At 66.7% G+C, this 13621-nt stretch carries 12 protein-coding genes; all 12 read right to left on the bottom strand.

Features of this window, described 5'->3' with window-relative positions; all coding sequences use genetic code 11:
* Nucleotides 1–42 precede the first annotated feature (42 nt).
* A complete protein-coding gene (locus tag NLR35_RS31400; protein WP_257170420.1) occupies nucleotides 43–819 on the bottom strand; it encodes a cyclase family protein in 777 nt (258 codons plus the stop codon).
* Nucleotides 820–879: 60 nt separating this feature from the next.
* Nucleotides 880–2259, bottom strand: coding sequence for an FAD-dependent oxidoreductase (locus NLR35_RS31395; protein ID WP_257170416.1), 1380 nt, complete (start codon nucleotides 2257–2259; stop codon nucleotides 880–882).
* 241 nt (nucleotides 2260–2500) lie between these two features.
* Nucleotides 2501–3112 carry a cysteine hydrolase gene (locus NLR35_RS31390; RefSeq protein WP_257170415.1) on the bottom strand — a complete coding sequence of 204 codons (612 nt, stop codon included), beginning with the start codon at nucleotides 3110–3112 and terminating at the stop codon, nucleotides 2501–2503.
* Complete coding sequence (locus NLR35_RS31385; RefSeq protein ID WP_257170414.1) at nucleotides 3109–5169, bottom strand: hydantoinase/oxoprolinase family protein; 2061 nt, start codon at nucleotides 5167–5169, stop codon at nucleotides 3109–3111. Before NLR35_RS31385 ends, NLR35_RS31390 begins: the two co-directional genes overlap by 4 nt.
* Nucleotides 5166–6899 carry a hydantoinase B/oxoprolinase family protein gene (locus NLR35_RS31380; protein ID WP_257170413.1) on the bottom strand — a complete coding sequence of 578 codons (1734 nt, stop codon included), beginning with the start codon at nucleotides 6897–6899 and terminating at the stop codon, nucleotides 5166–5168. Before NLR35_RS31380 ends, NLR35_RS31385 begins: the two co-directional genes overlap by 4 nt.
* The gene (locus tag NLR35_RS31375) at nucleotides 6896–7774 is read right to left on the bottom strand and encodes an oxaloacetate decarboxylase (protein WP_257170412.1); all 879 of its coding nucleotides are present in this window, start codon (nucleotides 7772–7774) and stop codon (nucleotides 6896–6898) included. The genes NLR35_RS31380 and NLR35_RS31375 overlap by 4 nt, the downstream gene beginning before the upstream one ends.
* A 42-nt stretch (nucleotides 7775–7816) precedes the next feature.
* Entirely contained in the window at nucleotides 7817–8518 is a 702-nt protein-coding gene (locus NLR35_RS31370) for an ABC transporter ATP-binding protein (protein WP_257170411.1), read from the bottom strand.
* Entirely contained in the window at nucleotides 8511–9254 is a 744-nt protein-coding gene (locus NLR35_RS31365; RefSeq protein ID WP_257170410.1) for an ABC transporter ATP-binding protein, read from the bottom strand. Before NLR35_RS31365 ends, NLR35_RS31370 begins: the two co-directional genes overlap by 8 nt.
* Complete coding sequence (locus NLR35_RS31360; RefSeq protein WP_257170409.1) at nucleotides 9254–10225, bottom strand: branched-chain amino acid ABC transporter permease; 972 nt, start codon at nucleotides 10223–10225, stop codon at nucleotides 9254–9256. The genes NLR35_RS31365 and NLR35_RS31360 overlap by 1 nt, the downstream gene beginning before the upstream one ends.
* Nucleotides 10222–11094, bottom strand: coding sequence for a branched-chain amino acid ABC transporter permease (locus NLR35_RS31355; protein ID WP_257170408.1), 873 nt, complete (start codon nucleotides 11092–11094; stop codon nucleotides 10222–10224). The genes NLR35_RS31360 and NLR35_RS31355 overlap by 4 nt, the downstream gene beginning before the upstream one ends.
* Before the next feature lie 322 nt (nucleotides 11095–11416).
* Entirely contained in the window at nucleotides 11417–12640 is a 1224-nt protein-coding gene (locus tag NLR35_RS31350; RefSeq protein WP_257170407.1) for an ABC transporter substrate-binding protein, read from the bottom strand.
* Nucleotides 12637–13461: a GntR family transcriptional regulator gene (locus tag NLR35_RS31345; protein WP_257170406.1), complete on the bottom strand. Its 825-nt coding sequence runs from the start codon at nucleotides 13459–13461 to the stop codon at nucleotides 12637–12639. Before NLR35_RS31345 ends, NLR35_RS31350 begins: the two co-directional genes overlap by 4 nt.
* Nucleotides 13462–13621: the final 160 nt, after the last annotated feature.

Genomic DNA, 13621 nt, shown 5'->3' with positions numbered 1-13621 from the left:
GGCGGGGAGAGGTTTGCAGCGTCCGTGCTGATAGAGGGTGCCTCACCCCTCGATGATCGCAACCGCCCGCGTCCACCCCGCCGACGCCCGCTCGATCTTCACCGGGAAACATGACACCATGAAACCGGTCGACGGCAGCTGCTCCAGATTGTGCAGCTTCTCGAGGTGGCAGTAGCCGATGTGGCGGCCGGCCTTGTGGCCTTCCCAGATCAGCGCGGCGTCGCGAGTCTCGGCGTATTTCTGCGCGGTGAACACGAACGGCGCGTCCCAGCTCCAGCCGTCGGTGCCGGTCAGGCGGACGCCGCGCTCGAGCAGATACATCGTCGCCTCATAGCCCATGCCGCAGCCGGAATTGACGTAGTTGGCATGGCCGTAGCGCGCGCCGGCGGAGGTGTTGACGACGACGATCTCGAGCGGCGACAGGGTGTGACCGATGCGCGTGAGCTCGGCTTCGACGTCCTTGGCCGTGACCACATAGCCATCGGGAAAATGCCGGAAGTCGAGCTTCACGCCCGGTTGCAGGCACCAGTCCAGCGGCACCTCGTCGATGGTCCAGGCGCACTCGCCGCGGTTCATCGTCGGATGGAAGTGCCAGGGCGCGTCGAGATGGGTTCCATTGTGGGTCGAGAGGTTGACCTGCTCGACCGCCCAGCCCTGCCCATCCGGCAGGTCCTCGGCCTTCAGCCCGTCGAAGAACTGCAACATGCGCGGCAGCCCCTGCTGATGATCGATATAGGTGATCGTCGGATGCGTGCCCGGCGGATCCGCCGGCACGTCGTTCTGCAAGGGGACGGAGATGTCGATCAGTCTGCGGGCCATGTTGCGCGCCATGGGCGGTCCTCTCTCGTTGTCGAGAGCGGTATTGTCGCCCCTCAGGGCTCAGCGCGCCAGCCCCGCGACCCGGCCGAGCGCCACCGCCGTGAGCAAGCCATTGCCGGACAGATAGCCGGAGGCATCGGCCCCGGACACACCGCAGGCCGCGCCGCCGGCCGCGAACAGATTGTCGATCGCAGTGCCATCGGTGCGCAGGACACGTGCGTGATCGCCGATGACGAGGCCGCCTTGCGTGTGGAACAATGCACCTGTCACCCGCACCGCGCAATAGGGCGGCACGAGCTGCGGGACGCCAGCAAAGCTACGGCCGAGCCGATCGGTGCGCTGCTCCGACTTCGCGGCCGCGAGGTCGGCGAAGGTTGCGGCGAGGGCTTCCACCGGCACTCGTAAGGCCGCCGCAAGGCCCGCGATGTCCTCGGCTTCGAGCACGGCGCCATGGGCGACGGCATTGCGAAAATCCTCGAACTGCGCAGCGATGCCGGCGATACGCGCGTCGAAGATCGTCCAGGCGATGCCATCCGGCTGCGCCAGCACGTTGGCCGCCTGCTCGGAATAGCCTGACGCTTCGTTGGAGAAGCGCTCGCCCCGCGCGTTCACCTGAAAGCCGCCCTCCGTGATGGTGGCCCAGCTGATGAGGATGCCCGCGGGATGCGCCACCGAGCCATGACCTTGATGGCCGCCGAGATGGCGCGTTGCCGCGCCGAGCTGCTCGCCCCAAGTCAGCGCATCGCCCTGGTTGCCGACATGGCCGAAATAGGTGGCGCTGGCCATCTCCGGGATGTGCTGCGCGACCAGCGTGGGATTGCCGCCATAGCCGCTGCAGGCGAGGGTAAGGCGGCGGCAGCCGATCTCGTCGGTGGTGCCGTCGGGCCGCGTGAAACGCACACCGGCGACGCGGTTCGCGCGATCGAGCAACAAGGTCGTGGCGTGCGCCTCGCAGAGAATGTCGATGCCGGCGATCTCCGCGGCGCTGCGCAGCCGATCGATCAGTTCGCGCCCGGCCCGGCTCGGCAGGCCATGCATGCGCAAGGCCGAATGGCCGGGATAGGTGAAATTGTCGACCAGAGAGAACGGCAGCTGATGCCGGTCGGCGAGCCATTCCAGGGTCGGGCCGATCGTGGTCGTCACGAGCTTCACCAGCGCAGCATCCGGCTCGTCATGCGCCTTGCGCATGATGTCGGCGGCGAACAGCCCGGGACTATCATTGATACCGAGTGCCGCCTGCCAGCGCGTCCCCGCGGCGGGGATCAGTCCGGCCGACAATGCGGTCGAGCCCTGCGGCACGGCATCGCGTTCCAGCACCAGCACGCTCTTACCGGTCTCGATGGCCGACAACGCCGCGACGAGACCGGCCGCGCCGGCGCCGATGATCAGGCAGTCGACCTGAACCTCCGGAACGCGATCGATGGTTTCGATGGAGCTCATGTGCGCCCCTCACGGCGCTTGCGGCCGTCCTTCGAGACGCGCGCCTGCGGCGCGCTCCTCAGGACGAGGATTGAATCCGCAGCGACGCTCTCTCCCCTCTCCATGAACACGCCTCTCGGCGTGTTCATGGTCGGTGTGCAGGCCCCCCTTAGGTGCCAAAACCTCATGGTGAGGAGCGCCCCCTTGGGCGCGTCTCGAACCATGAGGCCCCGCAGGTGGGAAGACTTGGCAACTTGCCTCATTACGCCGCCAGTTCCGTCATCGCCTCAGCGATCGACGTCACCCGGCACACCGGCTTCAGCGCCGCGATCGCGGTGGCGTGCGTCTCCGCCGTGAAGGCCGCGCAGCCGTCTTCCAGCACGACGGTTTCGAAATCGCGGATATGCGCATCACGCACGGTCGACGCCACACCGCCATTGGTGACGATCCCTGCGACATAGAGCTTCTCGATGCCGCACTTGCGCAGCACCCATTCGAGCCGTGTCATGTAGAACGCCGAATAGGCGATCTTCTCGATCGTGACATCCGCCGGCTGCAGCATGTCGACGAGTTGGTGTCCCCACGCGCCGGGCTGGAAGTCGCCCTTAGCGAGGAACGGCCGCAACTGCTTCAGATGCGGCGAGATCAGCGGCTCACCGCCTTTGCCAGGAACAAGCGTGAACTGCGTCGAGATCACGAAGCCGCCCGTGGACCGCATCAGGTCGGCGAACGGCTTGAGCCGCAGCGGCAGCGCCGCGATGTCGGCCGCCGTCTGGCCGGCACGGCCATAGGCGCCCTTCGGATCGAGAAAGTCGTTCTGCAGATCGACGATCAGCACAGCGGTCTGCGCGGCCGGCACCATGTGATCACTCATACGCTGCGCTCCACGATGACGTTGCCGAACTGATCCACCCGCGCCTTGAAGCCGGGCGCGATCACGGTCGTCGCATCCGGCTGCTCCAGGATCGCAGGGCCCGCGACCTCGGTGCCGACAGGCAGATCGAGACGGGCGTAGATTGCCGTGTCCCACCACTTGCCATCGAACCAGGCGTTGCGGCTGCCGAGCTTCGCCTTGGCGAGGTCGGCGCTGCTGTCGGGCGCGAGCGTCGCCAGGTCGAACCGCGGACGCACGCCGATCGCGGCCGTGCGCAGGTTGACGATCTTGATCGGCACGCCCGGCAGCAGCCGGCTGAAGCTCTTCTGATAAGCGGTCTCGAACGCCTTGCGGACGTCCTCGACCGTCAACGCGATGGCGCCGTCACGGATCTCGGCCGGCAAAGTCGCGCGGATGGTGTGGGTCTGGCCGACATAGTGCATGTCGAGCTCGAACAGCGTGTCGATGCGCTCGACGGCGAGCCGCGCGTCCTTCACCACGCCCTGCGCGTGCTCGGCCTCGGACAGCATCCAGCGCGTCAGCGCCGCGATGTCGAGGCCGTCGACGAACATGTTGAGCGTCTGCACCTGGTCGTGGCGGATGTCGGCGATGACGCAGCCGAGCGCCGAGGTGACGCCGGGATAGCGCGGCACCAGCGCCGCCTTCAGGCCTACGTCCTTGATCAGCGCCGAGACGTGCAGCGCGCCGCCGCCGCCGAACGGCACCGCCGCGAAGCGCGCTGGATCATGGCCACGCTCGATCGACATCAGCCGGATGGCGCCGGCCATCTTGCTATCGGCGATGCGCACGATCGCTTCCGCCGCTTCCATCACACCGAGGCCCAAGGGCTCGCCGACATGCCTCGCGATTGCGCGCTTCGCCGCCTCGACGTCGAGCGCCTTCAGCTTGCCGCCGATCGGCCTGTCCGCATTGATGCGGCCGAGCACGACGTTGGCGTCGGTCAAGGTCGGACGCTCATTGCCGCCGCCATAGCAGACAGGACCCGGCCGCGAGCCCGCGCTTTCAGGGCCGACCTGCAAGAGGCCGCCGGCATCGACATGGGCGATCGAGCCACCGCCGGCGCCGATCGTGGTGATCTCGATCATCGGCGTGCGCACGACGAGGCCGAAATCGATCGTGGTCTGCGCCGCCAGCGACGTCGCGCCATCGACCACCAACGAGACGTCGAACGAGGTGCCGCCGAGATCGCCGGTGATGACGTTGGGGAAGCCGGCCGCCTTGGCAATCTCCGCCGCCGCGATCACGCCGGCGGCCGGGCCTGAAAGCGCAGTGCGGATCGGAAAGCGCCGCGCCGCATCGGTCGACATCACGCCGCCATTGGACTGCACGATGTGGAAGCGGCCGTCGAACGCCTCGCCGGCCAGCGCGTTCTGCAGCTTCTGCAGATACGAGCCGACCACCGGCTGAAGATAGGCGTTGAGCGCCGTGGTCGAGGTCCGCTCGAATTCGCGGATCTCCGGCAGGATCTGGCTGGAGCACGCGACGTTGTCGTTCGGCCAGATCGCCTGCACGGCTTCGAGCGCGCGGCGCTCATTGTCCGGATTGGCGAAGGCATTGACGAATACAATCGCCAGCGCCTGCGCGCCCTTGGCCAGCAGCTCACGCGCGGTCGCTTCGACCTGCGCGACATCGACGGCGGTGCGGATGGTGCCGTCCGACAGCACGCGCTCATCCACCTCGGCGCGCATGTCGCGCTCGACCACGGGGATGAAGTCGCCCCACAGGCCCCAGGTGTTGCGGCGGTCGCGGCGGCGCATTTCCAATACGTCTCGGAAGCCCCGCGTCGTGATCAGGCCGATGCGCGCGCCCTTGCGCTCCAGCAACGCATTGGTGCCGACGGTCGTGCCGTGCACGATCGAGGTGAGATGCGCGACCGCGCCGAAGCCCTGCAGGCCTTCGAGGAAGCCGACGGCCTCGTCGCCGCGGTTCGACGGCACCTTGTTGGTGCGGAAGCTGCGCTTCGCCTCGTCGAAATAAAACAGATCAGTGAAGGTGCCGCCGACATCGACGCCGACGATGGTGCCGAGCTTGCTCATGCCGCACCTCCGGCGCGGAGCGTGCGCGTCGCCGCCTCGTCGACCGCGCCGTCAGCGTTGACTGCGACCTTGTAGACGTCGCGCGCCTTTGCCGGCGACACGAAGCCGAGCGCGACGTCATGAGCAACAGCGGCGACCGGCCGCGCCTCGGGCGGCCCCCAGCCGCCGCCTCCAGGGGTTTCCAACCGCACGCGCTTGCCTGCCTTCAGATGCAGATCGGTGATCTTGGAGACCATCGGCGGGCTCGCCTCGCCCTGCTCGGTCTGCCACGCGAAATGATTGAGCGCGGCGCTGCCGCCGCCCGCGACGCCGAACGGCGCGGCCTTGCCGCGCTCGCCGAGCAGCGCGACGTCGGCATCGGCCAGCAACTCCACTTCGTAGACCGCGCCGACGCCGCCGCGATGGGTGCCGGCGCCGGCGGAATCCGGGCGCAGCGCCCATTGCGTGAACATCACGGGATAGGCTGCTTCGAGAATTTCCACGGGCGGGATGGTCGCGGTCGAGATCGGATTGTTGGCGTGGTTGAGGCCGTCGGTCGCGGGGTTGCCGCCGAGGCCGCCGCCGAAGAACGAGAACATAACGAAGCGGCTGTTGTCCTTGCGATGGCCGGCGATCGACAGCGCGTTGATGGTGCCGAACGGCGCGGCGGTCGCGCGCGACGGATCGGCCTTGGCGAGGGCGCCGAGCACGACGCCGATCAGGCGCAGGATGGTCTCGGTGTAGCCCGCGACCGGCTTCGGCGGCCCCGCCGCGAGTAGCGAGCCGTCGGTGATATCGAACGAGATCGGCCGCAGGCAACCGGCATTCGCCGGCACCTCGGTGAAGACATGCTTCAGCGCGACGTAGCAGGCGGCGATCGTGGTCGAGCGCGAGATGTTGATCGGACCCTTGCAGGCCGCCGACGAGCGGGTGAAATCGAGCGTCAGCGTGTCGCCGGTGATGGTGACATCGAGCGCGACCGTCAGCGGTTCGTCCACGATGCCGTCATTGTCCAGCACGTCCTCGAACGAATAGGTGCCGTCGGGCAGCGAGGCGATCGCAGCACGCATCAGGGTCTCGGCGCGATCGGAGAAGGCCTCGAACGCGTCTGAGACGGTCTTGTCGCCGTAATCGTCGAGCAGCGCGCGCAGGCGGCCCTCGCCGAGATCGAGCGCGTTGAGCTGGCCGTTGAGATCGCCCCAGTTCGACATGGGCACGCGCGAATTGGCCTCGATGATGCCGAGGATGTCGTGGTTCATGCGGCCCGCCGCGATCAGCTTGACCGGCGGAATGCGCATGCCCTCCTGAAAACTCTCGACCGCCTTCGGATTGTAGCCGCCGGCGACATTGCCGCCGATGTCGAGCCAGTGGCCGACCGAGGCGATCCAGCAGAACACCCTGTTGTCGCGGAACACCGGACGGACCAGACGGAAGTCGTTGAGATGCGTGCCGCCGTCATAGGGATCGTTGAAGATGAAGGTGTCGCCCTCCTCCAGCCCGCCGTCCTTCTCGACCTTGGCGATGACGGCGCGCACGGCAAAGGCCATCGCGCCGACGAAGATCGGCAGACCACCCTGCCCCTGCACCAGCGTGTCGCCGGTGGTCGCATGATAGATGCCGTGGCAGGCGTCGCGCGCTTCGGCGATCGTCGGGTTGAAGGCGGAGCGATACAACGTCGCGTCCATCTCGTCGGCGATCTGCTCCAGCCGGCCCTTGAGCACGGCGAGCGTGATCGGATCCAAGGTCGTCATGCCCGCGCCTCCGCGTCGTCGGCCGCGTAGCGGGCGCCGTTGGCCAGGATGTCGGCGGTGCCGAGCATCGCGTTGAGGCCGCTGAAGTCCAGCATGCGGTCGGCGAACGGCTTGGTCGAGCCGGCCTGCGCCAGCGATGTGTAGTAGGCGCGCGCGGCGAAGGCGAGCGCGCGCACGATGCCGCCGGGGAAGATGACCAGCTTGAAGCCGAGCGCGCCGAGCTCCGACGCCGCATGGATCGGCGTCGAGCCGCCCTCGACCATGTTGGCGAGCAGCGGCCGCTTCGACGCCAGCCGGCCGGCGATCGCGGACAGCTGCTCATTGCTCTTCGGGGCTTCGACGAACAGCACGTCGGCGCCGGCCTCGGCATAGCGCTCGGCGCGTTCGATCGCGGCCTCCATGCCCTCGATCGCCAGCGCATCGGTGCGCGCGACGATCAGGGTCTCGGCGGACTGCCGGGCATCGAGCGCGGCCTTGATCTTGCCGACCATCTCGCCGGCGCTGATGACGGTCTTGTCGGTGAGATGGCCGCAGCGCTTCGGCGTGGTCTGGTCCTCGAGCTGAATCGCGGACGCGCCCATGCGCTCGAACAGCCGGATCGTCCGCTGCACGTTCAGCGCATTGCCGAAGCCGGTGTCGCCATCGACGACGAGCGGGGTGTCGACGCGGTCGCGAATCATGGCGATGGTGTCGGCGACCTCCATCATCGACACCAGGCCGATGTCCGGACGGCCGAGCTTGGTGTAGGCGATGCCGGCGCCGGTCAGATACAGCGCCTTGAAGCCGGCCTCGGCGGCGATGCTCGCGGTCAGCGCATCGTACACGCCGGGCGCGATCGTCGTCTCGGCAGATGCCAGAGTGGATCTCAGGCTCATTGTCGTTTCCTTGTTTGTCTCAACTATCAGCGGAAGCGCTGGTCACAGACCGAGATAAGCGCGCTTCAGCTCGGCATTGGATTTCAGCTCGGAAGCCTGGCCGGAGAGCGTGATGATGCCGTTCTCCATGATGTAGGCACGGCCGGCGAGCTCGAGCGACTGCACGACGTTCTGCTCGACCAGCATGATGGCGAGGCCAGAGGCCGCGAGCCGCGCGATCAGCGCGAACATCTCCTCGACCATCAGCGGCGACAGGCCGAGCGACGGTTCGTCGAGGATCAGAAGCTTCGGCTCCCCCATCAGGCCGCGGCCGATCGCCAGCATCTGCTGCTCGCCGCCGGACAGCGTGCCGGCATATTGCCGCGCGCGCTGCTTCAGCTTCGGGAAGGTCGCATAGATCTGCTCGATGCGCTCGGCGCGCCCTCGGCGCGGCCGGCAATAGGCACCGAGCTCGAGGTTCTCGCGCACCGACAGATTGGGGAAGATCTTGCGTCCCTCGGGCACGTGAATGAGCCCGGCGGTGACAATCTTAGGCGCTGCCGCATTCTCCAGCGATGCGCCGTTGAAGCGGATGGTGCCTGCAGTGGCCGGCACCACGCCGGAGAGCACCTTGTTCAAGGTGGTCTTGCCGACGCCGTTGGAGCCGAGCACGGCGACGACCTCGCCCGCGTTGACGTCGAGGCTGACGCCGCGCAGCACTTCCGTCCCGCCATAGCCGGCGCGAAGATCGCGGATCTCAAGCATGGGCCTGCTCCGCGCGCAGCCGCTCCGCGGCGCCGTGGCCAAGATAGGCCTCGATCACGTGGGGATCCTCGCACACGGCGCGCGGCTCGCCCTCGGCGATCATGCGCCCTTGCGAGAGAACATAGACCTTGTCGCAGAGGTTCATCACCGCCTGCATGATGTGCTCGATCATCAGGATGGTCACGCCCTGATCGCGGATGTCGCGCACCAGCGGCAGCACGTCGCGGATTTCGGACGGGTTGAGGCCGGCGAGCACCTCGTCGAGCAGCAGCAGCTTCGGCTTCGTGGCAAGCGCGCGCGCCACTTCGAGACGCTTGCGGCCCGCGACGGTGAGATCGGAGGAGGCCTTGGCGAGATCGGCGCCAAGCCCGACGCGCCTGGCGATCTCAGCGGCCTGGCGCATTGCCTCATTGGCATCAGCCGTATGCAGATAGGCGCCGACCGCGATGTTCTCCTGCACGTTCAGGCCTTCGAACGGCTGCACAATCTGGAAGGTGCGCGCGATGCCCGCGCGCGCCCGCACATGCGGGGCGAGCTGCGTGATGTCACGGCCATCATACCTGACGCTGCCGCCGTCAGGATTCAGGAAGCCCGCGACCATCGCGAACAGCGTGGTCTTGCCGGCGCCGTTCGGACCGATCAGGCCGGTGATCGAGCCCTTGGCAACCGACAACGAAGCCTGGTCGACCGCGACGAGGCCGGAGAAGCGCTTGGTGAGGGAGTTGACCTCGAGCATCACGCCTCCTTCGCCTTGGCCGGCGCACGCAGGCCGAGGCTCTTCATCAGCATCACCAGACCGTTCGGCGAGAATGCCACCGACAGCACGAGGATGATGCCGAACACGAGCAGGTCCATGCCGGGAATGCCGCCCGACACGCTCTTGGTGAGATCGCCGAGTCCGAGCAGCACGATGGCGCCGAGCAACGGACCAAGCACGGTGCCGGAGCCGCCGACGATCGCCGCGAACAGCGCCTCGATCGAGATCCACGAGCCGAACGCGACATTGGCGTCGATGAACAGATAGTTCTGCGCGTACAGGCAGCCGGCGGCCGCCGTCAGCGCGCCAGAGATCGCGATCGCCTTCATCTTGACCGCGAACACGTCGACGCCGAGTGCCTGCGCCGCCTGCTCGTTCTCACGCAGCGCGACGAGATAGGCGCCGAAGCGCGAATGCTCCAGCCACCAGCTGACGACGAGGCCGATCGCGACGAAGCCGAGCGCGACCAGCAGGAAGTAGCGACGGTCGGCGAATTGCAGATATGGCAAGCCTGTCTGCAGCTTCAGCAGGATCCCGGCAGCGCCACCGGTGAAATTCCAGCTATTGGCGAGGATGCGCGCGACCTCGGCGAAGGCCAAGGTGATCAGCGCGAAATACGAGCCCTTCAGGCCGGAGCGGAAGCTGAGGAAGCCGATGAAGGCGCCGACCAGTGCGCCGAGCGCGATGCCGATCACCAGCGCAATCCACGCATTGACCCCAAAGCGGGTCTGCAGCACCGCCATCGCATAGGCGCCGGCGCCGAAAAACGCGGCGTGGCCGAACGACGACAGGCCGGCATAGCCGCCGAGGATGTTCCAGCCCTGCGCGGCCAAAGCGATGATCATCATGAAGATCATCAGGTTCAGCAATGCGCCGGACAGGCCAAGGAACGGGACCACGGCAAGCGCAACGACGATGATGGCGAGGGTCGTGAGACGCGGCCTGGTCATGCGCGCGCTCCGAACAGGCCGGTCGGGCGCACCAGCAAGGTGACGATGAAGATCAGGAAGATGCCGATCTGGCCGAGGCTGTCGCCGAGGAACAGGCTGGACGCGGCTTCGACGACGCCGATCAGGAGGCCGCCGATCAGCGCGCCGGGGATCGAGCCCATGCCGCCGAGCACGACGATGGTGAAAGCGACCAGCACGAAGGCCGCACCGGTCTTCGGGCTGACATAGAAGGACGGCATCAACAGGCCCGCCGCGACCGCGAGACAGGCGCAGCCGATCGCAAAAGTCATGGCGTAGACGTGCGGCACGCTGATGCCGACCAGGCTGGCGCCGAGCTTCTCCTTGGCCACCGCGCGGATCGCCTTGCCGATGTCGGTCTGGTGCAGCACCAGCCAAAGCAGCAGTGTGGTGGCGATGGTGACGCCGAAGCCGATGACGCGCGGAAACGACAGCAAGAGCGGGCCGAGTTCGACGACGCGGAACGAGTAATCGGTGGTGATCGTGCGGGTGTCGGATTGGAAGGCGGCGAGCAGCGCGTTCTCGATGATGATCGAAAGACCCAAGGTCACCAGGAGGATGCCGTTGTCCTTGCCGTGGCTGGCCGGACCGATGATGAAGCGCTGGAGGACATAGCCGAGCGCGAACATCACGGGCGCGACGAACAGGATCGCGAGATAAGGATCGAGCCCGTAGCGCGCGCAGGCCAGCCACACCATGAACATCGCCACCGTCAGCAGCGCGCCGTGGGCGAAATTCACGATGTGCAGCACGCCATAGATCAAGGTCAGGCCGAGTGCGATCAAGGCATAGATCGCACCCAGCATCAGCCCGTTCAACAGCGCCTCCACGACGATCTGGGGCGAGTACATTAGATCCTCTGGTTCAGCAGATGCGGCATGTGATCTGCTTGGTACGCGACCCACTCGCCGCTTGCTCGGTCTTCACCTCTGCCCGCCGGGGCGAAGCGAAGCTTCGCTAGGGCGGGGAGAGGTCGGATCGCATCGCCAGATGCGATCCGGGTGAGGGGGTACAGGTCTGACCACGCGCACCACCCGTGCGGCTGCCCCTCACCCCAACCCTCTCCCCGTGAAGAACGGGGAGAGGGAGCGCACTATCCGAGGGGCGGGTGCGAGATTTCAAAATGCAGAGATGCAGTCGTTCGACCGTGTCTCTGCACACTGATCGGTCCAATCACCCGTTGATCGGAAAGATCGGCTTCGCGTCGGCATATTCGGCCGGGTAGATCACCTTGATGTCCTTGCCCTGCACCTGCGTATTCAGCGGAAGCGCGCTGGTGTTCTGGCCCTTGGCGTCGAACTTGGTCTTGCCGTAGGGCATGATGCCGCTGTCGAACTCGTTCGCCGCGAGCGCCTCGATGATCTTGGCGCGATCGGCGCTGCCGGCCTTCTCGACGGCCTGGGCGAACACCTTCACCAGGGAGTAGTTGATCGGCGTGTTGTAGGCGTAGAACTTGCCGGCGGCAGTGACGGTCTCGCGCAGCTTGGCGGTGATCGGGCTCTTCGGATCGCCCCAATGGTTGCAGTCCATCACGCCCTGGGCGGCCTCGGGGAATTCGTTGACAAAGCGGTAGCTGGAGGCGGCGCCGCCGAACACGGCGTAGATGCCCTTCGGGCGCACGCGCTGCTGCTGCAGCGTGCGAGCCATCAGCACGAACTCGTTGAAGTAGTGCGACGGCACGATCAGGTCGGGATTGAGCGCGCGCAGCCGGAGCACGACGTTGGTCATGTCGCGCGCGGGGGTTGGATGCGCGATGGTCTCGACGATCTGGAACCCGAGCGGCGGCAGCTTCTCCTGCATGATCTTGGCGAGGCCCGATCCGAACAACCCGTCCTCGTGCACGATCGCCACCGTCTTGATCGGCTTGCCGGCGTCGTCGTTGAGCTTGACGAGGTTCTTCAGCGCCACGGACGTGGCCATGCTGAAATTCGGGTTGAAGCGGAAGGTGTTCTTCAGGCCGCGCTCGGTGATCGTATCGGCCACCGCGCAGTCGACGACGAACGGAAGATCGTAGCGCGACGCGGTCTGCGTCGCGGTCAGCGCGATGCCCGAGGCGAAGCCGCCGAGCACGGCGGCAACGCCGGCCGACTGCAGCTCCTCGGTCGCCTGGGCGCCGGCCTCCGCATTGGAGCGGCTGTCGCCGATCACGAGCTCCAGCTTGGCGCCGCCGAGCGCCTTGATGCCGCCGGCGTCGTTGATCTCCTTGATCGCGAACTCCGCGCCGATCTTGGCGAGGTCGCCGTCGAGCGCGAACGCGCCGGAGATCGGCTGCAGCAGGCCGACCTTGACCGGCGCCGGCTCGGCGCGCAGCAGACCCGGTGCGGCCAGCATCGAGGTAAGCGCGACACCGCTCTTGAGCACATTGCGGCGTGACAGCGACTTCGAGCTCAACGTCATGACTTCCCCACTTTCCTGACTGGCGGCCGCCGGCGCGGGCGCTCCCTGCGGTACACCTCGGCGGTCGGGCTCCAGTGCCGGTGCCCTTCGTCGCCCGTCCGTTCGAGGTTCATCTGCAATGTGTAGCGATCGGGCCGGTAGAGCGCCTGCAGATGCTCCATCGGCTGACCATCCTTGCCGTAGACCGTGCGGCGCAGGGCCACGAGCGGCATGCCGACATCGACGTCGAGCGCCTCGGCCACATCGGGGCTCGACAACACGGCGCTGATCTCCTGGCGCGCCGAGGCGCTGGTCAAGCCGGAGCGCTCGATCAGTTCGAGCAACGGCATGCGCGCGAGATCCTCGCGCGAATAGTTGCGGCCGATGCGCTCGGGGACGTTGGCGATGAGATAGGAGAACGGCACGCCATCGACGAGACGGACGCGCACCGAGCGCTGCGAGCGCTCGTCGGGCGCGAGCCGCAGGGCTTCGCGAATCTGGTCGGACGGGGTGACGTAATCAAACGACAACAGCCGGACATCCGTCGTGCGCCCCATCTCGATGAGATGCGCAAACACGTTGGAGACGTCGGCGAGGATGGTTCGCACCTTCGAGGCAGGACGATGCACGAAGGTGCCGAGCCCGCTCTTCTTCTGAATCAGATCTTCCGAGGCGAGCAGATCCAGCGCCTGGCGGATGGTGACACGGGAGACGTTGTGCTCCTCGGCCAGCGCGAATTCACCGGGCAGCCGCTCGCCGTCCGCAAGCTCGCCGGATGCGATCTTGTCCTTCAGCAGCAGGTAGATTCGTCGTGCCTTCAGTGGCTCGGACGCGGTGCGCAAGGGCGAGGAGTCCCGTGGATGAGAGCTATCTTGCTTTCAATACATCAGGTGTATAGGAAATATGACAGCTTCGGTCAACCGGCTCCATCGCCCCCAATCGAAGCAAGGATCAAGCCATGGGCGGCTTCCTGGGAGGATCACGCGATTTGTCGCAGCATCA

Source organism: Bradyrhizobium sp. SRS-191 (assembly GCF_024586915.1).
GTDB lineage: Bacteria > Pseudomonadota > Alphaproteobacteria > Rhizobiales > Xanthobacteraceae > Bradyrhizobium.
This window is presented reverse-complemented; position numbering and strand designations above follow the sequence as displayed.